Below are 25974 nucleotides of genomic sequence, written 5' to 3' on the forward strand. Positions count from 1 at the left end.
CCAGGTGCGGGCCCCTCCAGGGGCTCCCCGCACCACCTGCTGCCCCTTGCGCCCATCAATGAAATGTCACATCACATAGAGAGGTTGCCGACATGGCCACCACCACCTGGAACCCCACCCGTCCCTGGCGCGGCATCATGGTCGCCACCGCCCTGCCCCTGCGTGACGACCTGTCCGTCGACTACGACGCCTACGCCGCCCATGTGCGCTGGCTGATCGACAACGGCTGCGACGGTGTCGTGCCGAACGGCTCCCTCGGTGAGTACCAGACCCTCACCGACGAGGAGCGCGCCCGGGTGGTCCGCACCGCCGTGGAGGCGGCGGGCGACGGCGCCCGGGTGATGCCCGGCGTCGCCGCGTACGGCAGCGCCGAGAGCCGCCGCTGGGCCGAGCAGGCCGCCGAGGCGGGCGCGGGCTCGGTCCTGCTGCTCCCGCCCAACGCCTACCGGGCGGACGAACAGTCCGTGCGCGCCCACTACGCCGAGGTGGCGCGGGCCGGAGTGCCGGTCGTCGCTTACAACAACCCCATCGACACCAAGGTCGACCTGACGCCCCCGCTCCTCGCCGCGCTGCACCAGGAGGGCAGCATCGTCGCGGTCAAGGAGTTCAGCGGCGATGTGCGCCGGGCGTACGAGATCGCCGAACTCGCCCCGGAGCTCGACCTGTTGATCGGCGCCGACGACGTGCTCCTCGAACTCGCCCTCGCGGGCGCGGTCGGCTGGATCGCCGGATACCCCAACGCCTTCCCCGCCTCCTGCGCCGAGCTCTACCATGCCGCCGTCGCCGGTGACCTGGCCACGGCCGTGCCGCTCTACCGCTCCCTGCACTCGCTGCTGCGCTGGGACTCGAAGACCGAGTTCGTCCAGTCCATCAAGCTGTCCATGGACATCGCGGGCCGGCCCGGCGGCCCGGTCCGCCCGCCGCGCGCCCCGCTCTCCGGGGAGATCGAGGTGGGGGTGCGGCTGGCCACCGAGAAGGCCGTGGCCGACGGCCACCGCTGATCCGTCCGGCGCGCCGCCGGTCGGGCGTTGCCAGCTCGCGGGCAGGCGGCGCGGTTCTCCCGCCGCCTGCCCGCGCGCCGCGGCGCCCGTCACCGGCCGGGCCCGGCTCACCTCAACTGCCCAGTACTTCCTCGGCAGTTCCCCGACCCGCACGTCCGTCCCTTTCCTTGGAGGACCCCTCCCGTGACCGCTGACGTCACTCACCTCATCTCCCGCAACCCGGCCGACCCCGCCGACGTCCTCGTCCGGATCCCGGCTCCCGGGGCACGTGCCGCCGCCGACGCCGTGGAGCGGGCCCGTGCGGTCCAGCCGGGATGGCTGCTCGGCGGGGCGGCCGCGCGTTCGGCCGCGCTCGGCGCCGCCGCCGGCGCGGTCGAGGCCGCGGCGGACGAACTGGCGGCGCTCGCCGTGCGCGAGGTGGGCAAGCCGCTCACCGAGGCCCGGGCCGAGGTCGCCCGTACCGTCGCCATCTGGCGGTACTACGCCCAGGCCCCCTACGAACCCGTCGGCGCGGTCCACGAACCCGCCGCCGGATCCGGGCTGCTGCTCACCCGCCGCAGGCCGCACGGCGTCGCCGGGCTCATCACCCCGTGGAACTTCCCCTTCGCCATCCCGAGTTGGAAGGCCGCCCCCGCGCTCGCCGTGGGCAACACGGTGGTGCTCAAGCCCGCGCCCGAAGCCACGGCCTGTGCCCAGCGCCTGGCCGAGATCCTCCAACACGCCCTTCCGGCCGGGGTGTTCACGGTGCTGCCCGGTGGGGCCACTGAAGGAGACGCGCTCGTCCGCTGCGCCGATGTCGTCTCGTTCACCGGCTCGACCGGCGTCGGCCGGGCGGTGGCGCGTGCCGCCACCGAGAGGGGCATCGCGGTCCAGGCGGAGATGGGCGGCCTGAACGCCGCGATCGTCCTGCCGGACGCCGACATCGCGCGGTCCGCCGCCCACATAGCCGCCGCCATCGCCGGATACGCGGGCCAGAAGTGCACCGCCACCAGCCGTGTCATCGCCGTCGGCGCTGCCCTCGACCCGCTGCGCGAGGCCCTCGCCGAAGCGCTCCGGGCGCTCCCGGTCGGCGACCCGGCCTCGGCGGACACCGTATGCGGGCCGCTCATCAGCGAGCGCGCCCGCGACCGGGTGGGCGAGGCCTCCCGCGGCCTGGACGTGCTCGCGGGCGGGACCGCGCCCCGGCACCCCGGCTGGTACACCGCCCCCACCCTGGTGGAAAAGGTCTCCCCGGCCCATCCCCTGCTGCGCGAGGAGGTCTTCGGCCCCATCGCCGCCCTGCTGCCCGCCGACGACCTCGCCCACGCGGTACGGATCACCAACTCGGTCCCGTACGGCCTGGTCACCTCGGTGCACACCGCCGACCTGGACACCGCCTTGCACGGATTCGACCGGCTCGACACCGGGATGATCCGCGTCAACGCCCCCTCCACCGGCGTCGACTTCCACCTCCCGTTCGGCGGCACCAAGGAATCCAGCCACGGGCCGCGTGAACAGGGCCGGGCCGCCCTGGAGTTCTACACCTCCAGCCGCACCTACACCCTGTCGCCCTCACGAGCGATGTGACCTCGTACGCGCGCGGTCCGCTCCGGCGGGACCAGCCCCCGGCCTCCATAACGCGACGTTATGCGGGAACGAGGGCTCCTCGCCGGGGGGCCGCCCGCGCCATGCTCCCTCAAGAAACGTCACACAGCACACGGCGGCGCCCGCGCCGCGAAAGGCATCCATGAACCCGGCGTACGCAACCGTCGACCACGTCTTCACCGTCCCCCTCGACCACGCGGCCCCGCACGGCCCGACCCTCCAGGTCTTCGCCCGCGAGGTCGTCGACCGCGCCCGGGCGGGCGAGCGACTGCCCTGGCTCCTGTATCTCCAGGGCGGCCCGGGCGGCAAGTCGCCCCGCCCGTCCGCCGGTTCGCCCGGGTGGCTGGACCACGCCCTGAAGACCCACCGGGTGCTCCTGCTCGACCAGCGCGGCACCGGCCGCTCCACTCCCGTAACGGGTCGGACGGCCGCGAAGTTCCCGTCCCCGGCCGCCTTCGCGGACCACCTGGCCCACTTCCGCGCCGACGCGATCGTCGCCGACGCCGAGCTGATCCGGCGCCGCCTGTGCGGCGACGAACCCTGGGAGACCCTCGGCCAGAGCTACGGCGGCTTCCTCACCCTCACCTATCTGTCGCAGGCCCCCGAGGGGCTGCGCGCCTGCTACGTCGCCGGTGGACTGCCGGGTCTCGCGGCCACCGCCGACGACGTGTACGCCCGCACCTACCCCCGGGTGCGCGATCGCGTCCTCGACTTCTACGCCCGCTACCCCGACGACGCCGCCCGTCTGCGCGAGATCGCGGACCTCCTCTCGGCCACCGACGTACGGCTGCCCGACGGGGACCGGCTCACCCCCCGTCGCCTGCGCGCCCTCGGCCTCGCCCTCGGCATGGGCGACGGCCACGAGCGGATCCACTGGCTGCTCGACGAAGCCCTGGACGCGGAGGGGGAGTTGACCGACACGTTCCTCCACCAGATGATGAGCATGACCGGCTTCACCGGCAACCCCCTCTTCGCCGTTCTGCAGGAGACCCTCTACGGCCAGGGCGCCTCGGCCACCGGCTGGGCCGCCGCCCGTGCCCTCGGCGACTTCCCCGAATTCGCCGACGACGCCGACCCGTTCCTCCTCACCGGCGAGATGATCTACCCCTGGATGTTCCAGGAGATCGCGGCCCTGCGTCCCTTCGCCGGGGCCGCGGACCTGCTGGCCCGACGCACCGACTGGCCGCCGCTGTACGACATGGACCGCCTCGCCGCCAACGAGGTCCCGCTCGCCGCGATCGTCTACCACGACGACATGTACGTGGACGCGGGGCTCTCACTGCGCACCGCGCGCGAGGTCGGAGCCTGCCGCGTCTGGGTCACCAACGAGTGGGAGCACGACGGGCTCACCGCCTCGGGCGGCCGGGTCCTCGCCCGCCTGATGGACCTGGCCGCCGGCCGCGCCTGACCGGCCCCACCCCTTCCGCCCGCCTCCAGGAGGAGAGCCATGTCCGCCCCCTCGCTCCGACCGCGCCCCCTCGCCACCGCTGCCGTCGCCCTCACCATGTGCCTGGCCGGGAGCAGCGCGGCGAGCGCCGCACCCCGGCCGCACCCGGCCGCCCCCGCCGCCTGTGCGCTGCCCGGCCGGACGGGCTGGACCGACGAGGGCCACGACACCGACCGCACCCAGTTCCAGCCGTCCACCGGCACCCACCGCGTCCTCACCCTGTTCGTCGACTTCCCCGACGCACCGGAGACCGGCTCCACCGCGCCCTACGCGGCCCAACTCGCCCCGGCCGCCCAGTGGATGCGAGCGGCGAGCTACGGCCGCTCCCGTCTCGCCCTCACCCCACTGCGCCGCTGGATACGGATGCCCGCCGCCTCCACCTCGTACGACTTCGCGCGCGGCATCACCTTCGAGGCGCACGAGAAGTACGTACGCGACGCGGTCACCGCAGCCGACCCCTACGCCGACTTCTCGCGCTACGACATGGTGTACATCGTCCCCACCAAGGCGGCGACGGCCGTCCCCTTCTCCCCGACCTACCTCTACGACCCGGCCACCGCGGGCATCACGGCGGACGGCACCCGGGTGAAGTGGGGTGTCACCTTCGGCCAGGACATGTGGCGCTGGGGCCCCAAGGTCGCCGACCACGAGACCGCCCACACCTTCGGTCTCCCGGACCTGTACTCCTTCACCGGGGACACCCATCAGTACGTCGGCGGCTGGGACGTCATGGGCAACATCGCCGGGGCCGCCCCCCAGTACCTCGGCTGGCACTCCTGGAAACTCGGCTGGATCCGTGACGACCAGGTCGCCTGCCTGGCCGCACCGGGGCAGCGCACCGTGCGCCTCACCCCGGTGGAACGCCCCGGCGGCACGAAGATCGCCGTCCTGCGCACCGGCGGGACGACCGCGTACGTGGCGGAGTCGCGCCGCGCCGAGGGCAACGACACGGCCGCCTGCTCCACCGGCGTCCTCGTCTACAAGGTCGACTCGGCCGCCGCGACCGGCGAGGGCCCGGTCCGGATCGCCCCGACGCACCCCACCACCGTGCCCACCGGCTGCACCGCCCTGGACCTGGCGGCCCGGACCGCAGGACAGAGCTTCACCGACCCCGACACCGGCGCCCGCATCGACGTCCTCGCGGGCGGTCCGGCGGGGGACACGGTACGGATCAGCAAGGGGTGAGCCGCCGACGAGGCAAGGCTGTACGTCCTTATGACCCGATCGGGACGCGGAGGACCTGTCCGGGCACGATCTTGTCGGGGTCGGAGATCTGTGCCGGGTTGGCCCGCACGATGCGCGAGTAGAGGGAGGCGTCGCCGTAGTACGACTTGGCGATGGCCGACAGCGTGTCGCCCTTCACCACCTTGTGCTCGCGGTAGCCGTAGTAACCGGGCACGATGCGCGGCCCGTAGATGACCGGAACGGTGACGGCGTTGATCTCGCTGCCGTCCCTGGCGCTCGCTTCGAAGACCTGGACGAGCAGTCGGTCGACCTGGAAGGACGCGTGGCCGACGTCGACGGCGAGATGGAACTGCCCGTGCTCACCGGTGCCGCCTCCCACGCTGAACGTGCCGGTCACCTGGTGGTGGCCGTCACTGATGCGGTACTCCAGGGCGGCCTCGAATCCGGTGGCGACCCCGCCGACGTGGATCGGGTTGCCGACCAGATCGAGGGCGCGCGGTTGGTCCATGCGGTTGGTCATGAAGCCTCCCAGGTCGTGAATCGTTCGGCACTCGCAGCTTCGGCGGCCGAACGGCGGAAGACAATGGCACCCGTCGGCCGATTTCGCGGGCGTCGCGCATCCCGGCTGCCCACTACGCGCCGGAATGCAGATGGGCCGCCCACGTGTCGGGGCGGTCGGGCATACGGTCGCGCAGGTGGCGGACCGCGTCGTGCAGTGCCCGGGCGGCCCGGTCGGGAGTGAGGCCGGACGGGCTGCCCAGGGCCGTGTAGAACAGCCGGGCGAGTTCGGACGCGTGGCTGTCGTACACGGGCCAGAGCGTGGCCACCACACCGCGGAAGCCCGCGAGTTGGAACGCGGTGGCGAGGTTGACGAACTCGTCGGCCAGGTGCGGCACGCCCGTGGAGGCGGTGCTGCACGCGGAGAGGAAGGCCAGCCCGGCATGGTCGAGGTCCAGGGCGGCCAGGCCACTCACCGTGAGCGGGGCGTCCTGCAGCAGGAGACGGCTGCGGGACGGGTCGACGGGGTCGCTGACGGCGTGACAGGCGAAATGGACCAGGGAGCAGTCGCCCATCGCCGACATCACGTCCTCGCGCATGCTCGGGGCGGTTTCCTGCGTCGAGGCGTCCGGGTGGCTGCGCCGCCGCGCGGTGAGCACCAGCGGATCCGGCGTATGGGTGCGTACGTACCCCTCCTCCTCGGCCGTGTGCGGCAGCGGAGGGGCGCCGGGGGTGAGCGGCATCGTGACGACGAGCGCGCGGTGCGGGGAGCGCGGGGGCAGGGGACGGCGGGCATGGCGCAGTGCGCGCAGGGTCGGCGTGTAGGAGGAGACCACGCGGTCCATGACGGTCGCCCCTGAACTGCCCGTGGCGCCCCGGTGGTATCCGGCGGCGTGCAGCGGGAGCAGGCCGAGCAACCCGCCGGGGCTCCACCACACGCGGGGAGCCCGGTGTCCCGGAGGCGGGGGAGAGGTGAGACCGAGCGCGGTCAGGACGGGCTCCGCCGCGACGTCCCACAGCCACTCCAGGGTGGAGTTGAGGGTGTGCAGGGCCGGTTCGCTGCGGGCGGGAGTGGGACTCGGCGCCCACCTCAGCGCCGCGGTGAAGTCCTGAGCCCTCTGCCTCACGGTGTCCCGGTCCAGGCCGGGCAGGGGCAGCGCGGTGACGGCGTCGGGGCGGATCAGCAGGGCGTGGCTGCCGTGGCCGCTCACGGCGAAGACCACCACCGGCCCGTACGCGGCCTGGGCCAGCAGGTCCGGCAGCTCCATCGGCAGCAGGAACCGGTCGAAGCCGGGCCGGGACCTGATCTCGTCCAGGACGGCGGAGAACCGCGCGGCGAGGTCGCGGCGGGCTTCCGTGGCCGGGTACCAGGGCTCGGCGGACGCCCATACGCCGGGGGCGTCGTCCGCGTAGGCCGCGTTGAGCCGTTCGCGTATCGCGAGGAAGCGCGTGGCGAGTTCGGGCAGTCGGCGGCGCAGGTCGGTGACCTCGCCCCGGGTGTCGAGTGCCTGGCCGAGCATGACGCCGCGCCCCGCCTCCGTCAGCCGCAGAGCCCTGGACGCGGCCGGGTCGGCGGCCGGGGGAGGCGTCGTCGGTTCGTCGCCCGCGGTGAGGACGAGCGCGGCGGCGTCGGCGGCGAGTTCGAAGCAGGTGCCGAGCAGACTCTGCTGATCGGTACGGGCCAGCATGCGCGGGGTGAGCGCGGGCAGAACGTCCACGGCCGCCTCCAGCAGCTCCGCCGCCCGGGCCGGCTGCCGGTGGGACAGCAGGCGTGCGGCGGCGCGTACGGCGCTGAGGCGGCGCAGGGGCGCGGTCCCGGTCAGCTCCCAGGCCTCGGTGAACGCGCTGACGGCCGCCGACTCGGCGGGTTCCGCTTCCTGGTCCGTGGCAGCGGTCAGGACGAGCAACTGCCCGAGGTTGACGAGCGGATAGGTCCGTGAGGGAGCGCCTGCCGGAAGGATGTCCAGGACTTCGCGGAAGGCGCGGGCGGCTTCGTCGCGTACGGCGGTGTCCGTGGGGTCCTGGAAGGCCCGGGCCAGCAGACTGTAGCCGAGGTTGTTGAGGTGGGTGGCACGCGCCGGATTGCCTGAGGCAGTCGCCGCGACGGCTCGGCGGCCGACGGCGATCGCCTCGTCCAGGTCGGCCGGTGCGGCCGTGAGGTCGAAGCGGTCGCGCAGCGCCAGGCACAGATTGGACAGGCATCCGGGCAGCCGGGGGTCGACGGGTGCCATCAGTTCCGCGGCGCTCCGGGTGCTGTCGATGGCCGCGTCGAGCTCGGCGGCCGACCGGGTGCGGTGGTACCGGGTCAGCAGCGCGTACCCCTCGTTGTTGAGCAGTTGGGGGTGGGCGGGATGGCCGGGCTCCAGTCGGCTGCTCGCGTCGCGTACCGAGGCGAGGCACGCGTCGATGTCCTCCAGTGCGCCGCTGTGCTCGTACCGGGTGAGGAACGCCAGCGCGTTGTTCGCGATGATCGTCACCCAGTCGGGATGGTCGCGCGGAGTGTCGGCGAGGGCCGCGCGGCCCAGTTCGACGGCCTCGTCCAGATCGTCCGGGCGGCCCTCGGCGGATGAACGCCTGACGAGGCAGAGCGCGAGCTGCTGCCGGGCCCGGGCACGGTGACGCGGGTCGGCGGCGTGTACGGCGGCCGACTCGGCGGCCTCGATCGCCCGGGCGATGTCGGCGGGCTCACCCGAGCGCAGGAAGCGGGCGCGGTACATGAGGCTCAGGTTGGACAGATCGAGGGAGGGAGCGTGCCCGGCGCCCGGCGCGTCATGGAGCTCACGGCTGAGAGCGAGCGCGCGGTCGAGGTCTTCGAGGTGTCCGTCGCTCTGGAAGCGATGGGCGAGCGCGCCGCCGAGGGCGCGCAGCGCCATGTCCCGGTCGGCGTGTCCGGCGGGCGCCGCGGCGAGCGCCGTCTCGCCCAGTTCGACGGCGACGTCGAGGTCGTCGCGAATACCGGTGTGCGCATGGGCGGAGAGCGCGGTGAGGGAGGCGTTGGCCAGGTGGCGGGCCCGCCCGGCGGACTCGGGGGACAGCGCGCGGGCGTGCCGTACCGCGAGATCCCTCGCCGTCTTGAGAGCCGTCGGATCCCCGGTGTGCTCGAAGAGCGTGTGCCAGACCCCCGCGACGGCGAGCTGGGCCTGCGCGTCGTCGTCCGGCGCCGCGGCGGCGGCGCGTCGCGCGGTCTCGGCGGCCTCGTCCATGACCCGGGTGTCCTGGGTCCGCGCCGCGCGGATGGCGAGCCACTCGCCCAGCATGGCCAGCAGCCGGGCGAGCAGAGGATCTTCGGGGACGGTCGCCGCGACCAGCCGGCGCATCCAGTTGATCGACTCGTCCAGATCGCCGAGTGACCGCGACCGCTCGTAGCGCAAGTGCAGGAGCTGTGCGGCGAGTTGCACGCCGTTCGGGTGCAGGGGGTCCTCGGAGTGGCCGGCGCGTGCACAGGCGCGTGCGGCCTCCACTGCCGCGTCCAGGTCCTCCGGGGCGGCCGTGTACTCGTACCGGGACCACAGGGCGGTCGCCATGATGCCCATCGCCGCCGGCCGCTGCGGTTCGTCGTCGGCCATCGTCGTGACGGCGTGGCGGGCGGTGTCGACGGCCCGGTCGAGGTTTTCGGCGCCACCGCCCCGCTCGCCCGACAGCCTTAGGGCAACGCTCAGATTGGCGAGTGCGCCCGCGCTCGCGGGGCCCACCGGGAGGTGGCCGACGATACGCATCCAGGCCCAGGCGGCCCTGGTGGCCGGATCCAGGGTCGCCTTGTCACCGGCGTCCTGAAGCATCCGTATAGCCGGCTGCATCGCGGCCTCTGCCAGCTTCGGGAGCAACTCCTGGGGCAGCGACGCACTGGGCACGTATGCCTCTCCGGCGAGGAAGGCGGGCAGGAGGCACAGCACAGCGAACGTCTCATGGAACTGCGCGACCTCGCCCGCGGAGGCCCGCGCACGGTGCCATTCCACCCACCCCAGGGCGAGGACGCCGCCCATCGTCCGGTTCCCGGGGAACTGCTCCTCCAGACGTGCCACGTCGGCCGCCACGTCCCGGCCGAGGATCGAGGACGGATCTCCCGTGTCGGCGATCGTCTTGAGGTGCCCCTGTACCGCGCCGAGCGCTTCCGGCTCGCCCGGCCCGTTCTCCGCCGCCCCGTTCTCCGCCACCCGGCCCGCCCCTCCGCTGCCCGCCCCGGTTGCTCCTGCGTCTTCGAGTGTCATGAAGCCGGACGCTCCTCGCAGGGGTTCGCGTGGATTGCCCTCGGCGGGCCGGATGATGCAGCAGCGGGCCGATCAGGTACCGGCCGCAGGCCGCTCGACCGCTTGCTGTCCACGTCATGGAATCCCCCGCCCCGTACCGCGCCGGGCAACAGGGTGTAGCAGCATGTGAGGCCTGTTGTGCGGAGTGATAGAAAGAGCCCCGAGTGGTCAAGGTAGTGATTTCGTTAGCGAATTCGGGGGGAATGTCGCTGTGAGCCAGCCGCCCAGTCAACAGCCGTCGCAGGAGCCGGTTCCGGGCAACCCGTATGCACAGCCCGGCGGTTACGGTCAGCCAGGGCCGGTGCAGCCCGGTGGCTACGGCCAACCCCCGGGCGGCGCCGGCTACCCGCCGCAGCCGCCGTACCCCGGTGGCTACGGCCCGCCGAGCCCGGCACCGTACGCCCAGACTCCGCCACCTGTCCCGCCGACCCCGCCGACCCCGCCGGGCAACGGCGGTCAAGGCCCCTTCCGCCGCAAGCCCGTGGTGATCGTGGCTGCGGTGGTCGCGGGCCTCCTGGCCATCGGCGGCGGTGTGTACGTCGCCACTGGCGACGACGACAAGCCCGCCAAACCTGCCGCGCGGGCAAGCGACCCCGCCACGCCCTCCACTTCCCCCTCGGCCGACCTCGGCGACGGCACCGGCAGCGGCAATGGCGGTGCGAGCGGCGGTGACGGATTCAACGACGGGATCAAAGCGGGCGAGGCACGCGTCTGGGTGCGCGAGAACGAGACCCAGCTGACCTCGGCGGGCGGCAAGCAGTTCGGCCCGTGGCGGCTCGGCGACCTCGTGGCCAGGGCCATGTACAAGGAGGTCACCGGTCACGCGGTGGCCGACGGCGCGCCGAAGTGGAGCGTGTCGCTGGAGACACCCGTGTGCGGCGCCGCGCAGGCACCGACCGCCCACGGCAAGCTGGTCATCGCGACCTTGGAGAACAACACCGCCCGCGCCCACTGCAAGTACCTCCAGCAGATCGATCTGGCCACGGGCAAGGTGGGCTGGAAGATCGAGGTGCCGCAGGAGTCCTCGTACGACACCACGAACGAGTTCCGGCTCGCGGTCACCGGCGATACCGTCGCCGTCAGCCACAGCGCCTACGCGAGCGGTTTCTCGGCCGTCGACGGCAAGAAGCTCTTCGGCACGTGGAAGACCGTCGGTTGCAGCCCCTACTCCGTCGGCGGCGGCACCAGGCTGATCGGTGTCGGCCTGTGCCCGGGCTCCGGTGACGTCACCAAGACGCAGCAACTGATCGAGGAACTCGACCCGGCCACCGGCAAGTCCAAGTGGAACTACAAGTTCGCGCCGGGCTGGACGGTCGGCCGGATCTACTCCACCGACCCGTTGGTCGTCGCCGCCCGCAACAGCGACACCAAGGCGTGGAACATCACGACGTTCGCGCCGGACGGAAGGGTCCGCTGGCAGGTCGAACCGAAGTTCAAGGTCACCGGCGCGTGCGACGGCTTCGGCGACGGCAGCGGAGACCTCCACGCCTGCACCTTCGCGGCGACCGACGCGGCCACCCTCTACCTCGGCACCGCGGGCTCGGAGGGGGCCGTGCTCGGCGAACCGGAGACCAACGAGGTCGTAGCCGTCGACCTTGGCAACGGCAAGGAGAAGTGGCGTACGAAGGAGTCCCACGGCCGTGCCATGCGGCCGCTGGCCGTCGAGGGCGGCAAGGCCGTGGTGTACGTCCAGCCCGGCAAGGGTCCGGACGACTCCGCCGCGGTCGCCACCATCGCGGCGACCGGAGGCGCTCCCCAGACCCTCCTGCAGACCCCGGCAGCGGCGGCCGGCGCCGAACGCACCTTCTACCTCACCCCCCGCATGATCTGGTCCGGCGGCCGTTTCTTCCTGCTCAACGGCCGTGTCCACAGCCCCACGGCCCAGAAGAAGGACCGCACGCTCCTGTCCTTCGGCAAGTGACGACAGGGCTGACCCGGGGTGGCTTCGTGTGAATCAGTTTCAGGGGGTGGGCGGCCCGTACGGCGACGCCGGCAGCCGGGAGTTCACGGCGTCGCCTTCGGTGTGTGCCACCCCGCCATCTGCTCCCGGAACTTCGGGCACCTGACGATGTCGTCCTCGCTGCACTTGACGGCATGCGTCAGGAGCTGGTGGGCGTGGTCGAGATCGACCATGCGCTGCTCGATCTCGGTGATCTTGGCGCGGATCATCGCCTCTCTGTGCGGCTGGTCCCGCTGGAACTCGCTGATCTCGGCCAGGGTCAGCCCGGCTTGCTGGCACTTGCGCAGCACCGTGATCCGCTCGGCGGCCTCCGGCGGATAGCGCCGCTGCCTGCTCTCGCGTTCGGGTGCGGGCAGCAGGCTGTGCCGCTCCCAGTACCGGATGGCCGAAGCGGGCACTCCGGTGATCTCGGCGAGTTGGCCGATCGTCATGCGCACGTTCCGCTCCTCGTGCTTCTCGTCGGTGCCGGCATTTGACTTGAACCTTAGTTCAAGTTGGAGAGTGGTCGGCACGTGGACAGCGGCGAACGAGCCGCCGCTGGCAGCACACTTGGGAGATGCGGTATGAGCGACACGTACCTGGTGAAAGAGCGGGCCGACCAGCTGGTGGAGGCCGCGGAGAAGCTCTTCGCGGCCGGGGTGATGTCCCACTCCGGGCACGCCAACCTGAGCGCCAGGCTCGACGGTGAAAGCCTCCTGCTGACGCCGGGGTTCGTCCACGGACTGCGGCCCGAGCAACTGGCGACGGTGAGTTTCGACGGGCAGGTCCTGGCGGGCGAACTGCAGTCCGTCAGCGCCGAGATCATCGCGATGCACAGCGCCGTGTACAGGGCCCGGCCCCACGTGGGCGCGATCATCCACACCCACTCGCCCTCCGCCACCGCCTTCGCCGTCGCCCACCGGCCGCTGCCGTGCCGCACCGAGCCGATGCTGCGCTTCGGGCAGGCCGAGGACGTCCCGGTGGTTCCCTGGGGACCTCGTGGGTCGGACGTGTCGGTGCGCGGAATCGCCGACGTCCTGGAGCGGTGCCCGACGACGTCCGCGGTCCTGCTGGCCAACCACGGCCTCCTGGTGTTCGGCCCGGATTCGGCGGCCACCGCCCACCTCGTGGTGGCGATCGAGGAGAGCGCCGAGGCCGAGATCGCCGCGGCGGCGATCGGCGGAGCCGTGGACTTCCCTCCGGGCGCCCAGGAGGCGGTACGCGCCGCGATCGCGAAGGCCACGGCATGACCGACGAGACCCTCGCCTCCCGTACGGAAGCCGTACGCGACCGCTACCGCTCCACCCTCGGAACCGTTCCGAGCGGGGTACAGGAGCGGCTGCGCCTGGCCCAGGAATTCGACCGGCTCCCGACCGAAGAGGCGATCGCGGCACTGCGCCACATCGTGCTGACCGACAATCCGCTGGGAGCGCGGGTGCAGCAACTCGTCCACTTCGGACAGCTGCTGGCCCTCGGCCGGGCACACCCCGCCCGGATCCACGCCCAGGGCGCACTCCACGCCGGAGCCGGCATCGCCGACCTCATCGGCGTCGCCGAGACCGCGCTCATCACCGCGGGCGTGCCGGCGTACGCACTCGGCACCGAGATCATCGCCGAACTCCTGCCGCCTGGCGAGGGTGACGAGGACGGGCCAACCCATCCACCCGGTGGCCGGGTTCCGCTCTGAACCACGACTCGCTCCGCAACGGGCGGGGCCGTCACCGCGGTATGCGCGCGGTGACGGCCCTCGGTCGTGCGACGTGTGGCTGTGGCCAGGTCGGATATACGTGCCCGAGATGAACACCAGCGGAAACAGGACGAACTGCACGACCGACACCGCGCCGTACCGCTTGTGCAGGTCTTCGACCACGACCGGGCTGGACAAGGCGGACTGCCGCGCGCCGGTGCACATCTGACGGTGTTACGCGAGTACGCACGTGACGTCCAGCGTCAGGCCGAGATGACGCCCCGCCAGCCCGCGGGCGGCGGTCACCGCGAAGTCGGTGCGGTCCACCCGGGTGGTGGCACGGACGGTCAACGAGGCCGTACGTATCTCCGTGCGCACGATCGCAAGGCTCGCGGGCCGGGAGATCCCGCACACGGTGAGCGTGCCGGAGACGGACGTGGTGTCCACCCGCTCGGCGACGAACGTGATCAGCGGGTGCCGGTCGGTGTCCAGGAACCTCGCCGACCGTACGTCGGTGTCCCGGCGGTCGTTGCCCGTGCCGAAGCTCGCCGCCTCGACCTCGACGCGCACCCGCGAACCGGACAGCGGCTCGGCCACGTCGACCGTGCCGCCGAGGATCGCGAACGTGCCGCGCACGGGCAGGAGACCGAAGAGGTGTCGGCTCTTGAAGGTGATGGACGAACGGTCCGTGCTGATCGTGTAGCGGCCGAGCCGGGGAGTCGTCGGCGTGGGTTCGGCGGTGGGTTTGTCTGTCGCATCCATGGCCCCATTCCACGGCAGCGGGCCCGTGATCCGGCAGGGCGAGCGGTCGGCTCCCGAAGCGACCAACGGCTGGTCGTCGCGCTCGGCATACGACTTTCGTAGGGTCCGTACGGGCCGGAAGCAGGGCCTGATCCGGGCGCGGGCGGGGCGGCGGGACGCATGCCCTACCGTAAGCGTCATGACAGACGGACCGTGCCACCGTCGGCACCGGGTGGCCGTGGACGTGGCGATCGCGGTCGCCTTCGTCGTACTCGACACCGGCGCCACGCTGATCGGCCTCAGCTGGTGGCCGGACCACCCGGGCGCCCTCGCCTGGGTGATGCTGGGCGCGCAGGCGCTCGCCTGTGCCTCGCTGGCCTTCCGCCGCGTCGCCCCGCTCGCCGTCGTCGGGGTGCTCGGCGCGTTCACGCTCGCGGTGACGCTGCTGAACTCACCGGCCGGCGCGCTGACACCCGCCACCGACACGAACGTATGGGCCCCCTACGCGACCATGGTGGCCGCCTACGGCCCGTTCTTCTGCCGCAACGACCGCCGCACGGCGTTCCTCGTACTCGCCGCCTTCACCCTCGTCATCATGCGGCCCTGGGAGCCGTCGGTCACCGTCATGACGAACGGGTTGCTGCGCACCGCGGTCGGACCGCTGCTGGCTCTGTACTTCGACGCCCGCCGGCGGATGGTCCTGGCCCTGGTCGAACGCGCCGAGCGGGCCGAGCGGGAACGCCACCTGCTCGCCGAACAGGCCCGCGCCGAGGAGCGCGCCCGGCTCGCCGGGGAGATGCACGACGTCGTCACGCACCGGGTGAGCCTGATGGTGCTGCAGGCCGGAGCCCTGCGGGTGACAGCAGGGGACGAGGCGACCCGGCAGGCGGCGGAGGAACTGCGTGCCGCGGGCTGCCAGGCCCTGGAAGAACTGCGGGACCTGGTCGGCATTCTGCGCACCGCGCCCGAGGGCGACCACACGCCCTCGGTGGCGGCGTTCGCCGACCTGGTCGCCGAGTCCGTCGCGGTGGGCACACCGACAGAACTGATCGAGGACGGCGACCCGGCCCTCGCCTCACCGGTGGTCGGCCGCACCGCCTACCGCGTACTGCGCGAGGCGTTGACCAACGTACGCAAGCACGCGCCCGGCGCCCGGGTGACCGTACGGGCGCGGTACGAGGAGACGCGGGTGCGCATCACGGTCCACAACACGGCCCCGACGGGCAGCCCCCGCAGCGCCCTCGCGGCCACCGGCTCCGGCCTGGGCATCGAGCATCTGCGCCGACGCATCGATCTCGTCCAGGGCACACTGCGCGCGGGACCTGCCCCCGACGGCGGCTTCAGCGTCGAGGCAATGCTGCCCGCATACGTCCCGACGCCTGAACGGGCGGTATGACCGTGGTGCGCATAGTGGTGGTGGACGACGAACCCATGGTGTGCGTGTTCCTGCGCACCATTCTCGACTCGGCCGATGACCTGGAGGTCGTCGACCAGGCACACGACGGCGCGTCCGGCGTCGAGGCCGTCCGGCGCAGCCGCCCGGACGTCGTCCTGATGGATCTGCGCATGCCGGGCATGGACGGGCTGACCGCGATCGAGCACATCAACGCGTTCGCGCAGCCACCGCACATCGTGGTGCTGACGACCTTCGACGCCGACCAGTACGTGCTGCGCGCCCTGCGGGCCGGGGCTTCGGGCTTCTTGGTCAAGTCGACCCCGCCGGAGGAGCTGATCGGCCTCGTACGGACGGCCGCCCAGGGCCACACCGTCCTCTCCCCGTCCGCCGCCCGCCGCCTGATCGCCGCCTCCACGGACAGCCTCTCGACCCGCGACCGAGCCCGCGACCTGGTCGCCACGCTCACCGAACGCGAACTCCAGGTCCTGACCGGCCTCGGCGAGGGCCTCTCGAACGCGCAGATCGCGTCCCGCCTGTTCCTCTCCGAGGCCACGATCAAGGGCTACGTGTCGCGAACGCTGGACAAACTCAACTGCACCAACCGCACCCAGGCGGGCCTGCTGGCCCATGACGCGGGGATCGTGGGGGCGTAGGGACCTGGCGTGGCACCTGGCATGGCGGACGGGCATGCTCAGGTCGCTCGGTACGTTTCGGGGAAGCACGCGGCGTTGCCCGCGTGAGGGCAGGGTTGGGCCTCAGTCCTGACGGGCCGCCCCCAGGGTCACAGTCGCGCCGCTGTGGGTACGGCCCAGACAGGGACTCACACCGGATCGGGCAGGTCCATCAGTCCATCAGTGCGAGCTTGGCCGGGTCGACCACGGCCGTGATCTCCGTGAGCGGGGCGGGACGCCATACGCCGGGCTCCGATCGAGGCGATGGCATCCCCCGCGAGGTATGAACTCAAGCCTCGGCCAGGGTGCTTGGGGTGGTCAGGTGTGGCTGGCTGGGTGCTGGCGGAGGTGGGCGGGTGTTTGGCTGATGCGGACGAGGCGGTCGAAGTCGACTGCCGCGCCGCGCAGGAGGAGGTCGACGGTGTCGGCTGCGGACGGACGGGCCGTGGTGGTGTCGCCCAGGAGCGCGCGCTGGTAGACGGAGGCGGCGAGGAGGTCGACGAGAACGTGCGGGTCGACGTCGGGGCGCAGGTCGCCGCGGCTGACGGCCTGTTCGACGGCTGTGGTGGCGGCCTGCCTGCTGGGTTGGACGAGCACCTCCATCAGTCGCCGGTGCAACTCCGGTACGCGGGCGCAGTCGGCGACCAGCGGTGCCAGGACGCCGCGTGGCAGCCGCTCGTGCAGGGCCTCGTCCAGCAACCTCACGCTCTGCATGAGGTCGCAGCGGGTGCAGTTGTTGTCCGGCACGGGCGGGATGGCGAGTATCGAGGCGAGCGCGTCGATGAGGAGGTTCTGGCGCAGCGGCCAGCGGCGGCGCATGGCCGCTTTGGTCGTGCCCGCCCGTGCGGCGACCGCCTCCAGGGCGAAGCCCGTGTAGCCGTCCGTACGCAGGATCTCCAGAGTGGCGGCCAGGACGGCGGCGTCGATCGCCGGGTCGCGCGGGCGCCCGGCCGCACTCACTCGGCGTCCTGCGGGTACCACCGCAGCTCGACGGTGTTGCCTTCCGGGTCCTGGACGTACACGGAGGTGGCACTGCCCCGCGCGCCGAAGCGCGGCACGGGGCCCTCCAGCACGGTGAAGGTGCCCGAGTCGATGACCTGCTGCCAGTCCAGCGGGTCCACGACGAGGCAGATGTGGTCGACGTTCGACTCGCCGCGCGGACGGTCGAACAGGTCGATGATCATCGTGGGGCTGACCCGGACGGAGGGGAAGGGCACCTTGCCGGCCCGCCATTCCTCGACGCGGACCGGTTCGAGGCCGAGGGGGCCGGTGTAGAAGTCGAGGGCGCGCTCGACGTTCTGGACGTTGAGGACGAGGTGGTCGAAGTCCTTGACGCGCAGCATGAGGTCGGAGCCTTTCGGTCAGGGGTTGGTGGGTCAGCGGGGCCGGTCGTTATTTCGATTCGGTCCGGATCGGATCGTAACAGGGGGAGAGGTTGTTGGGGAAGGGGGTTCGGTGCCTCATCTGCTCTGTGGGGAGAGCTGGTTGGGGATTTTTTGTTGCGCATGGCGGGGGCTCGGGTTTGGTCCGGCGGCGGGGTGCGCATGGAGGTGCTGGCCGGTTTGGGGGCCGGGGTGTTTCTTCGGGTTACGGTGTGCAGCCACTGTCCGGGGCTCGCGGGCGGCCTTTCGGGTGTGACCGGCTGTCCGGTGTCGCTGGCGTCGGGCCGGGCTGGGGGCGTCGGGGTGCGTGCCGCGCCCACGGGCTCAGGCGGCGTTCGCCCGCCCACCGGGCTTCCCATCCGATCCCGCATTTGCCCGACCTCGCATTTGAACGCGTTCAAGTCCTGCTCTAGGCTCAGACTCAAGGCAACAGAGGGAGGGGAAGTCGATGAAGGTAGTCATTCCCGGCGGAACCGGGCAGGTCGGCGCTGTGCTGGACCGTGCTCTGACCGCCGCGGGCCATGAGGTCGTGATCCTCACCCGGCGGCCCGTGCGCGAGCGCGAGGTCTATTGGGACGGGGAGAGCGCGGGGCCGTGGATCGAGGAGATCGACGGCAGTGACGTGGTGATCAACCTGGCCGGCCGAAGTGTCAGCTGCCGGTACACCCCGGCCAACCTGCAGGCCATGATGGACTCGCGCGTGCGCTCGACGGAGGTCGTGGGCCGCGCGATCGCGGACGCCGCCCGGCCGCCCCGCCTCTGGCTGCAGATGAGTACCGCCACCATCTACGCCCACCGCTACGACGCGGCCCACGACGAGGCCACCGGTGTGATCGGCGGCGCCGAAGCGGGCGCTCCGGCCTACTGGGGCTACAGCGTCGAGATCGCCAAGGCCTGGGAGCAGGCGCAGCAACAGGCCGACACCCCGCACACGCGCAAGGTCGCGCTGCGTTCCGCCATGGTGATGAGCCCCGACCGAGGCGGGGTCTTCGACGTGATGTCGTGGATGGTACGGCTCGGCCTCGGCGGGCCCGTCGCGGGCGGCGCGCAGTACGTGTCGTGGATCCACGAGTACGACTTCGTCCGCGCGGTCCAGTTCCTGGTTGACCGGGACGACATCTCAGGCCCGGTCAACCTCGCCGCCCCCGCCCCGCTTCCCCACCGCGCCTTCATGCGCGCCCTGCGCGCCGCCTGGCGGGTCCCGGTGGGCCTGCCCGCCACGAAGGGCATGGCCGAACTCGGCGCGTTCGTACTGCGCTCGGACACCGAACTCCTGCTGAAGAGCCGCCGCGTCGTCCCCGGCCGCCTCCTCGATACGGGCTTCACCTTCGACCACGGTGAGTGGCCGGATGCCGCCCGGGACCTTGCCGAGCGTCGACGTCAGCGCCGGCGCGAGGGGTGACGCCGGGCCTGGGTTACAGGTGTGGTGGTGTCACCGGTCGGCCGGGGCGGTCCCGTCTGGCTGATGAGCGGTTTGCCGATGATGAGTGGTTTGACGATGAGGAGTTGTGCGGCGGCGAGGGCCAGGGCGAGGCATGCGGTGGCCGCCCATAGGGTCGTGACGCCGGTGTGTTCGAGTATCTGCGTGGCGGTGACGGGGGCGGCGGTGGTGGCGATGCCCCAGCTGATGCCGTACGCGGCGAGGTAGCGGTCGGTGGCGCCGGCCGGGGCCAGGTCGGCCACGACGCTGATGGCCCGGCCCAGGATGATGACGTCCCCCAGGCTCCAGACGGCGGTCGCGATCAGGAACGCGGGCAGGGTGTGCGCGATCGCGTAACCGGCCAGCCCGATGGCCAGCAGGGTGTAGCCGAGGGCGAGGGCAACTGGGGCGGCAAGCACTGTGAGGCGGCGCAGGCGCAGTGCGGGCTGGGCCGCTATGACGGTCACGGCCGAGGCGGTGAACAGCAGCCCGGCGTCGGCGGCCTCGTGGCCGCGCCGGTCCAGGGTGAGTGGCAGCGCCATGACGATCTGCATGGAGATGAGCGCGAACGCGGTGCCGGACGTGAACATCGCCCACAGCGCGCGGTCGCGCCAGGGGCGGACCGGTGCGCCGAGTTCGCGGTCGTGGGCGGCGGGAGGGTGAGGATGGTCCGTGGCCGGAGGAGGTAGCTGGTCCGCCGCCGGTGGGTGGGGGTGGTCCGCGGGCAGCGCGATGCGCAGCGCCAGCGCGCAGGCCAGGCAGGTGAGTGCGTCGACGACGAAGAGCCAGCGCAGGTCGTAGCGGCCCAGAGCGGCCGCGATGAGGCCGGCGCCCGTGCCGCCGGCGGCGAGCGCGGCATTGAGCAGGCCGTACGCGCGTACTCGCTCGGCGGGAGGAACGGTGTCGGCGATGATCGCCTGGCTCGGCGGCTCGTAGAGCTCGAAGGCAAGGCCGAGCAGGATCGCGAAGCAGGCCACCGCGACCAGGGAACCGGCGGCGGCGATGCCCAGTTGTGCGAGGGCGCAGCCGGTGAGGCCGACGACGATCGTACGGCGGCGTCCGAGGCGGGCCGCCAGGTGGCCGCCCGCGAGCCGGGAGGGGATCGTCGCGAGGCCGAAGGCTGCCGAGAGCAGGCCCGCCGTCGTGGTGCTCGCACCGAAGTCGGCGCTGATCAGGACCGTCAGGAAGGGCAGGGAGAAGGCACCCAGCCGGTTGATCGCCCGTGCCGCCACCAGCAGCCATACGGTCCGCGGCATGGCCGCCACCCCTCGTGTAACTGTCGAATCGAGTAATGTCAGTCACGCACGCTAACCATCGAAGGAGTGACTGGTCAAGTGATGTTCGACAGTCACGTCGCGGTGCTGCTGGACCAAGCCGTATCGCTCGTGAACACGTTGACCGACGGACAGGCGCGCGGTCGCCCCTACGCCGCGCCACGCGGCGCGGAGCTGGCGGACGCCATCGACGCCGCGATACCGCGCACCGCGTCCTCGCTTCCGCGCGCCATCGACGCCGAACAGGCCGCATACCTGGCCAGGATGGCACGGCGTATGCGCGAGGTCTTCCAGGCCATGCAGGACGGCAGGACGGATGCCGCCGCCGAAGTCGTCAATGCCCTACTGCGCGACACCGGCGCCCGGCCTCGGCTGGACCGGAGCGGGGCCGATCCCTGGCAGATGCACTTCCACGGCGCCAACGACTCGTTCGCGGCAGGCTGTAGCGCCAGCTGCGCCACCGCACTCGCCCTGGCGGTGGGCGGCGGTCTCGCGGGCCGGCTGGGCGTGTGCCGGGCCGAGCGCTGCGACCGCGTGTACGTCGACACGTCCCGTAACGCCGCCCGCCAGTTCTGCTCCACCGCCTGCCAGAACCGCACCAAAGCCGCGGCCTTCCGCGCCCGCAAAGACGCCGACGGCTGACGCCAACGCAAGATCCTCCAGGGGCTCCAGGGGCTCCAGGGGCTCCAGGGGCTCCAGGGTCTTGAATGACCAGCGACCTTGCCGGCCCTTGTCACCCCTCCAGCAGCGGGCGCAGATGGGCATGCGCCCAGCCACTGAGCGGCGTGGGCGTGGTGGTGAGCAGGTCGCGGGGCTGTTCGGGCACCAAGTCGCGCGATCCGGCGGTCATTCCGACCATGCCCTCCACCGCCGATGGCGGCAGCCCGGCCGCGCGCAGCGCGTCCCGCGTCGCGTCGTCGCTGACGTGGTTGAGCCGAACCGGGCGCCCGAGCGCCTCGGTGAGGATTTGTGCGACCTGACGGAAGGTGAGGTCCTCCGGCCCGTGTACGGCCTGCACCACCCGGCCCTGCCAGGCGTCGCTCAGCAGCCGGGCCGCGACCACGTCTCCGATGTCGCGCGGATCTGCCCAGGGCATCGGGTGGTCGGGGTCGAACGCTGTGGTCAGGACGCCTTGGGCGAGTCCTTCGAGGTCGAACAGCAGGTTGGTGAAGAAGTACGCGCACCGCAGATGCAGTACGTCCGCTCCGGTGACGTCGAGTTGTTCCTCGATCCCGGCCAGGGCGTCGATGTGCCCGACCCCGTGCCGCTTCTCCGCCCCGATACTGCTCAACAGCACCACCCGCCCCACATCACCGGCCCGGGCGGCCTCTGTCAACGGCGCCGCAGTCCGCAGCGAGGTCTCGATCGGATCTGCCGTCGTGTGGGGCGTGGGATCCACCCATAGGACAGTCCCTGTCCCCGCCACCGAGTCGCGTACGAACTCGGCGTCCGTCAGGTCACCCCGGCGCACATCGACCCGCGCCCGGGTCGCGTCGTCCAGGCGGGCAGGGTCACGAACCAGAACGCGGGGACGGACGCCGGCCTGGAGCAGCAGCCGCACCACGCGCGATCCCACGTGTCCGGTCGGTGTAGTGACCACGATGGTCATCGGGGCGTCCCTTTCGTGGACTCCACTGGCACATCGCACTCTAGGACCCCGCGTGTACGCAGTCGCCTCATCGAGTCAGCCAAAAAAGTGACCTGCACCGGCTTAGACGCTCTCCTCACCCGCGCCGCCGAGGCCGAGACCTGTGCCGACCCGAGCAGCGTGATGACGCTGTTGGCCGACACGGACGCGCCGGGCGGCGGATTCACCGCCTACCGCTCCACCTTCGCCAAGGCAGCCGTCGGTGCTCCCGCGCACCTCCACACCAAAGCCACGGAGCTCTACGTCGACAGCCCCGCCCGGCACGACGCACTCGCCGCGTCGTCGTGAGCCGGCAGGCACGCCACCCGGGTCGTTGCTGAGCCCCGTTGTCAGTGCCCCCGGTTAAGGTCCCCTTCAAGAGCCGCACATCATGGTCCTCAAGGGGTAGATGCGTCATGAGCAGCACCGACAGCAGTGGGTACGAGGGGTTCACGGCCGAGGAGCGGGCCGCGATGAAGGATCACGCCAAGGAGCTGAAGGCGGCGGGGCGTCGCAAGTCGCGCGCGGACAAGGCGGCGGAGGCGGAGCAGGACGTGCTCGCGAAGATCGCCGAGATGCCGGACCCGGACCGGATCATGGCCGAGCGCGTCCACGCCGTCATCACCGCCAACGCCCCGGCGCTCGCGCCGAAGCTCTGGTACGGGATGCCCTCGTACGCGCTGGACGGAAAGGTCGTCTGCTTCTTCCAGAGCGCGGAGAAGTTCAAGACGCGCTACGCCACCCTCGGCTTCAGCGACCAGGCCAAGCTCGACGAGAGCCCGATGTGGGCGTCCGCCTTCGCCCTGACCGAGGTGACGGCTGAGGTGGAGGCACGGATCGCCGCGCTCGTGAAGCAGGCGGTGAGCTGATCGCCGCGACGATCCGGTCCATGGCGAGCCTCTACGGCTGAAGCCCGCCGGTCTCAGCCCGTCGGCCCATGGCCTCTGCGCCCGTTACCGCTGCACGACCAACAAGTCCACGACGTACGTCTCTTCGACCATGCCGTCCGGGAAGAGCGCGCCGAGCAGCGCGCGTTCCTCTGCCAGGAAGTCCTGGGTCCTGGCCTCGCCCAGAACCAGAAACGCCGAGTGGCTGGTGATGTTCGCCAGGTGCGTGTCGAGTGGCACGGTCCGGCTCCAGCGCAGCAGGCGGCGGGTGTAGGGGAGGCCGGACAGACCCGCGAGGCGGCCGGCCCGGATGTCGTCGGGGCGAGGGCGGTCCGCGGGGGCGACGCCGCACCAGTGCGCGACGCGCTCGTCCTGGGCCTCGGCCCAGGGAACACCGGCGGCACCGGTGTTCCACCACAGGGCGAGCGCGCCGTCGGGCCGCAGCACCCGGAGTGCCTCCGGCACGGAGCGGCTGGTGTCCGTCCAGTGCCAGGACTGGGCGTACGCGATCAGATCGCAGGAGCGGTCGGCGAGCGGCAGGGCGTTGCCGTCGCCCCGGACGATCGGCACTTCGGGCAGGGCGCGTTGGAACTCGGCGGCCATGCCGTCGCCCGGCTCCACGGCGATGACATCGGCGCCCCGCTCCCGCAGCAGCGTGGTGGCGATGCCCGTGCCCGCGCCGACATCCGCGACGCGGGCTCCCGCGAGCGGGCGCCCGGTGATCTCCTCGATGGTGCTGAAAAGGCTGGGCGGGTAGGAGGGGCGATTCGCGGCGTACTGGGCGGCGGCCGCGTTGAAGGAGAGGGCGCGGGAGGCAGAAGTCATGCGTTCATCCTCTCCCGCACGGCCCCACGGCACCCCGCCCGGCCAGGATTTGCCCCTGCGGTGCCACGTCCGCCACGCGCAGCGCGACGCGGGCGTGAGCCCCGGCTCCGCGTCGGCACGGATGAGCGGCGGCACCCGGCGCGCGTCGGCCACGGTCGGGGATTTGTTGGCTGAGGGGGTGCTGTTTAGCCGGGGGCAGCGGCTGTCACGCTCGTTTCAGCCCTTGTGGCTCCGGCGAAGCGGCTTTCTCCTGGCCCGGTCGCCGGTGCGGTGAACGCGGAGGTCCCCCGTCTCGGCGTCCACCGCGGGTGTCTGCCCGCCCATCGGGCGGCGGGCAGACACCCCCTCCGCGTAGCGCGTATCGAGGCGATGCCGCTGCTCACGCCCGCTCTGGCCGGGGCAGTTGGGTCAACGCCGCGTCGGCGGTGTCGAGGATGTTGCGGAAGGTGCGAGTGATGATCGGCCGTGCGAGGTGTCGGGTCAGGAAGGCACCGACGAGCGGGACGGGGATCTCGGCGCGGGTGGTCCAGCGCACCAGGGTGCCGCCGTCGACCTCGCTGAGCTCCACACGGCCCAGTTCGTGCCGCGACGGCGGCAGGCTGCGCTCGACGACGTACTCGGTGGCGTACGGCGGGTCGTAGCGCGTGATGCGCTCCCGGAACCAGCCGATCAGCCAGAGGTGACTGCGCACCGCGCCGACGCCGTAAGGCGCGCCCTTGCCGTGGACGGCCAGACGGCAGCGCAGCACGAGGGGGGAAGCGGTGTAGTTGGTGGTCGTGGTGAGCCAGGCGAACACCTCGTCGATCGGCGCGTCGATGACGCGTTCAACGGTCATGGTTTCCACGGCTGGTGACCTCCTCTGGTCAGCGGGTGCGCCGCGTCGGCGCTGTGCGGCTTGTCCGGGACGTCCATGGGGACAACCCGCACAGGTGAACCGTGACAGTTCGCCACTGTGATCCACTTCACGCCCGCGTGGTGGTTCCAGCATGACCTGACTGCCGGGCGGGGGTCGGTGGCGGCCGGCCGGCGCGGGGCCCGCGGGTTGGCCTTCGGCCACTGCGGAGGGCAGGGTGAGGGAATGACGTGGAGAGCACCGCAGGTGGAACGTACGACGCAGTTGGGTGGCCTGGGCGTCGAGCCCGAGCGGCGGATGCTGGAGGGCTGGCTGAACTGGCACCGGGAAACACTGCTGGCCAAATGCGCCGGGCTGGAGCCGGGCGAGTTGGCGCGGGCGACCGTCGAGCCGTCGAACCTCACCCTTCTCGGTCTGGTGAGGCACATGGCGGAGGTGGAGCGCTGGTGGTTTCGGCGGAGCTTCGCGGGCGAGGAGATCGGCGGGGTGTTCACCGGTTCGGCGGACGGTGACGAGGGACTCGTCGGTGTCGATCCGGCCGGCGCCGAGCGGGACTTCGCCCTGTTCCGGGCTGAGGTACGAGCGTGCGACGCGGCGGTCGCGGGACACGGTCTCGACGAGACGTTCGTGTCCACGGGGGGCAAGCCGCTCAGTTTGCGGTGGGTCCATGTGCTGCTGATCCAGGAGTACGCCCGGCACAACGGCCACGCCGACTTCCTGCGGGAGCGGACCGACGGGGCAACAGGTGACTGACGTACACGATCCCGGGTCGCCTGCCATCGCGGAGCCCGGTCCGAACGTCAAGGCGCAATGCAGCCACGCGACTGGATCAAGTTGCGGCCGATAAACCCTTCTTGAGGCACGTGGGGCAGCCCCCTCGCTCGGCGTGGTGCCGTAGACCGTCGCCCCACGCAGCTCGATACCGCGCACGAACACCCCAGGACTGTGGCTGGATTAGTCGTCTGACAGGTGTTCGGATCCGGCAATACTCGGGACTGGGCAATCCGTCCCAATTCCTATGTCCGGAGGCCGCAGATGCCCCAGACCAGTGTTCCCGCAACCGCCGTGCTCAACGCCTGGCTGTCGGGCGCCGAGAGTGCGTACGGTCAGTCCAACCCCGCCGGGCCGCTCTACGTCGGCGGCGCCGCTGCCGAGGCCGCGCTCACGGACCCGAGCGACGCCCTCTACGGCTTCTGCTCCAGCCCCAGCGGGTCGCGCGGCAGCTGGTGTTGCTGATCACCGACGGCTGTTGACCGTCCTGCGGAGTGCGCCTGTCGGGGGCACCGCCGCTGAGTGACGTTCGCAGACAG

The 25974-nt window shown here is 71.9% G+C and carries 24 protein-coding genes and 1 pseudogene; 15 read left to right on the plus strand and 10 right to left on the minus strand.

The features are described from left to right. Nucleotides 1-92: 92 nt before the first annotated feature. From OG965_RS36525 to OG965_RS36540, 4 genes are all read left to right on the plus strand, one after another. The gene (locus OG965_RS36525; protein WP_371656363.1) at nt 93-1001 is read left to right on the plus strand and encodes a dihydrodipicolinate synthase family protein; all 909 of its coding nucleotides are present in this window, start codon (nt 93-95) and stop codon (nt 999-1001) included. Nucleotides 1002-1184: 183 nt separating this feature from the next. Beyond that, a complete protein-coding gene (locus OG965_RS36530) occupies nt 1185-2567 on the plus strand; it encodes an aldehyde dehydrogenase (RefSeq protein WP_371656364.1) in 1383 nt (460 codons plus the stop codon). 160 nt (nt 2568-2727) lie between these two features. Beyond that, nucleotides 2728-3993: an alpha/beta fold hydrolase gene (locus OG965_RS36535; RefSeq protein WP_371656365.1), complete on the plus strand. Its 1266-nt coding sequence runs from the start codon at nt 2728-2730 to the stop codon at nt 3991-3993. 39 nt (nt 3994-4032) lie between these two features. Further along, a complete protein-coding gene (locus tag OG965_RS36540) occupies nt 4033-5217 on the plus strand; it encodes a M6 family metalloprotease domain-containing protein (RefSeq protein ID WP_371656366.1) in 1185 nt (394 codons plus the stop codon). A gap of 28 nt (nt 5218-5245) precedes the next feature. Here the strand turns inward: OG965_RS36540 and OG965_RS36545 are convergent, their stop codons facing one another. Both OG965_RS36545 and OG965_RS36550 read right to left on the minus strand, forming a co-directional pair. Next, nucleotides 5246-5737, minus strand: a complete 492-nt coding sequence (locus OG965_RS36545) for a Gmad2 immunoglobulin-like domain-containing protein (RefSeq protein WP_371656367.1) — start codon at nt 5735-5737, stop codon at nt 5246-5248. 112 nt (nt 5738-5849) lie between these two features. After that, a complete protein-coding gene (locus tag OG965_RS36550; protein WP_371656368.1) occupies nt 5850-9923 on the minus strand; it encodes a CHAT domain-containing protein in 4074 nt (1357 codons plus the stop codon). A gap of 250 nt (nt 9924-10173) precedes the next feature. On the opposite strand from OG965_RS36550, the gene OG965_RS36555 reads away from it, so the two are divergent. Further along, a complete protein-coding gene (locus OG965_RS36555) occupies nt 10174-11883 on the plus strand; it encodes a PQQ-binding-like beta-propeller repeat protein (RefSeq protein ID WP_371656369.1) in 1710 nt (569 codons plus the stop codon). Between the two features lie 83 nt (nt 11884-11966). On the opposite strand, the gene OG965_RS36560 is transcribed toward OG965_RS36555, so the two are convergent. Continuing rightward, a complete protein-coding gene (locus OG965_RS36560) occupies nt 11967-12434 on the minus strand; it encodes a MerR family transcriptional regulator (RefSeq protein ID WP_371656370.1) in 468 nt (155 codons plus the stop codon). A gap of 51 nt (nt 12435-12485) precedes the next feature. Here OG965_RS36560 and OG965_RS36565 point away from each other — a divergent pair, with 51 nt between their 5' ends. Together OG965_RS36565 and OG965_RS36570 are read left to right on the plus strand one after the other, a co-directional pair. Beyond that, on the plus strand, nt 12486-13151 hold the full coding sequence (locus OG965_RS36565) for a class II aldolase/adducin family protein (protein ID WP_371656371.1): 666 nt from the start codon (nt 12486-12488) through the stop codon (nt 13149-13151). Beyond that, nucleotides 13148-13588, plus strand: a complete 441-nt coding sequence (locus OG965_RS36570) for a carboxymuconolactone decarboxylase family protein (protein ID WP_371656372.1) — start codon at nt 13148-13150, stop codon at nt 13586-13588. Before OG965_RS36565 ends, OG965_RS36570 begins: the two co-directional genes overlap by 4 nt. Before the next feature lie 234 nt (nt 13589-13822). Here OG965_RS36570 and OG965_RS36575 read toward each other — a convergent pair whose 3' ends face one another. Continuing rightward, a complete protein-coding gene (locus OG965_RS36575; RefSeq protein WP_371656373.1) occupies nt 13823-14350 on the minus strand; it encodes a YceI family protein in 528 nt (175 codons plus the stop codon). Between the two features lie 178 nt (nt 14351-14528). Here OG965_RS36575 and OG965_RS36580 point away from each other — a divergent pair, with 178 nt between their 5' ends. After that, the gene (locus tag OG965_RS36580; RefSeq protein ID WP_371656374.1) at nt 14529-15725 is read left to right on the plus strand and encodes a sensor histidine kinase; all 1197 of its coding nucleotides are present in this window, start codon (nt 14529-14531) and stop codon (nt 15723-15725) included. Next, nucleotides 15722-16378 (plus strand): response regulator, encoded by a 657-nt coding sequence (locus OG965_RS36585; protein ID WP_371656375.1) that lies wholly within the window; start codon nt 15722-15724, stop codon nt 16376-16378. Before OG965_RS36580 ends, OG965_RS36585 begins: the two co-directional genes overlap by 4 nt. A gap of 336 nt (nt 16379-16714) precedes the next feature. Here OG965_RS36585 and OG965_RS36590 read toward each other — a convergent pair whose 3' ends face one another. Then, nucleotides 16715-17356 (minus strand): TetR/AcrR family transcriptional regulator C-terminal ligand-binding domain-containing protein, encoded by a 642-nt coding sequence (locus OG965_RS36590; RefSeq protein ID WP_371656376.1) that lies wholly within the window; start codon nt 17354-17356, stop codon nt 16715-16717. Next, nucleotides 17353-17739: a VOC family protein gene (locus tag OG965_RS36595; RefSeq protein WP_371656377.1), complete on the minus strand. Its 387-nt coding sequence runs from the start codon at nt 17737-17739 to the stop codon at nt 17353-17355. Before OG965_RS36595 ends, OG965_RS36590 begins: the two co-directional genes overlap by 4 nt. A 487-nt stretch (nt 17740-18226) precedes the next feature. Here OG965_RS36595 and OG965_RS36600 point away from each other — a divergent pair, with 487 nt between their 5' ends. Next, nucleotides 18227-19180 carry a TIGR01777 family oxidoreductase gene (locus OG965_RS36600; protein WP_371656378.1) on the plus strand — a complete coding sequence of 318 codons (954 nt, stop codon included), beginning with the start codon at nt 18227-18229 and terminating at the stop codon, nt 19178-19180. Here the strand turns inward: OG965_RS36600 and OG965_RS36605 are convergent. Then, entirely contained in the window at nt 19159-20454 is a 1296-nt protein-coding gene (locus OG965_RS36605; protein WP_371656379.1) for an MFS transporter, read from the minus strand. The genes OG965_RS36600 and OG965_RS36605 overlap by 22 nt on opposite strands. 81 nt (nt 20455-20535) lie before the next feature. On the opposite strand from OG965_RS36605, the gene OG965_RS36610 reads away from it, so the two are divergent. Further along, nucleotides 20536-21114: a CGNR zinc finger domain-containing protein gene (locus OG965_RS36610; RefSeq protein ID WP_371656380.1), complete on the plus strand. Its 579-nt coding sequence runs from the start codon at nt 20536-20538 to the stop codon at nt 21112-21114. Nucleotides 21115-21205: 91 nt separating this feature from the next. Here OG965_RS36610 and OG965_RS36615 read toward each other — a convergent pair whose 3' ends face one another. Continuing rightward, nucleotides 21206-22081 carry an NAD(P)H-binding protein gene (locus OG965_RS36615; protein ID WP_371656381.1) on the minus strand — a complete coding sequence of 292 codons (876 nt, stop codon included), beginning with the start codon at nt 22079-22081 and terminating at the stop codon, nt 21206-21208. 87 nt (nt 22082-22168) lie between these two features. Here OG965_RS36615 and OG965_RS36620 point away from each other — a divergent pair. Next, nucleotides 22169-22363 (plus strand): annotated as a pseudogene (locus tag OG965_RS36620) (cupin domain-containing protein); the annotation flags it as partial. A gap of 152 nt (nt 22364-22515) precedes the next feature. Then, nucleotides 22516-22968: an iron chaperone gene (locus OG965_RS36625; protein ID WP_371656382.1), complete on the plus strand. Its 453-nt coding sequence runs from the start codon at nt 22516-22518 to the stop codon at nt 22966-22968. 84 nt (nt 22969-23052) lie between these two features. Here OG965_RS36625 and OG965_RS36630 read toward each other — a convergent pair whose 3' ends face one another. Both OG965_RS36630 and OG965_RS36635 read right to left on the minus strand, forming a co-directional pair. Next, nucleotides 23053-23811, minus strand: a complete 759-nt coding sequence (locus tag OG965_RS36630; RefSeq protein ID WP_371656383.1) for a class I SAM-dependent methyltransferase — start codon at nt 23809-23811, stop codon at nt 23053-23055. 379 nt (nt 23812-24190) lie between these two features. Further along, entirely contained in the window at nt 24191-24655 is a 465-nt protein-coding gene (locus OG965_RS36635) for an SRPBCC family protein (protein ID WP_371656384.1), read from the minus strand. Between the two features lie 234 nt (nt 24656-24889). On the opposite strand from OG965_RS36635, the gene OG965_RS36640 reads away from it, so the two are divergent. Both OG965_RS36640 and OG965_RS36645 read left to right on the plus strand, forming a co-directional pair. Continuing rightward, on the plus strand, nt 24890-25417 hold the full coding sequence (locus tag OG965_RS36640; protein WP_371656385.1) for a DinB family protein: 528 nt from the start codon (nt 24890-24892) through the stop codon (nt 25415-25417). Nucleotides 25418-25699: 282 nt separating this feature from the next. Beyond that, entirely contained in the window at nt 25700-25900 is a 201-nt protein-coding gene (locus OG965_RS36645) for a DUF6229 family protein (protein ID WP_361373810.1), read from the plus strand. Nucleotides 25901-25974 lie beyond the last annotated feature (74 nt).

The sequence above is a fragment of the Streptomyces sp. NBC_00224 genome, assembly GCF_041435195.1.
In the GTDB taxonomy this organism is placed as follows: Bacteria; Actinomycetota; Actinomycetes; order Streptomycetales; family Streptomycetaceae; genus Streptomyces.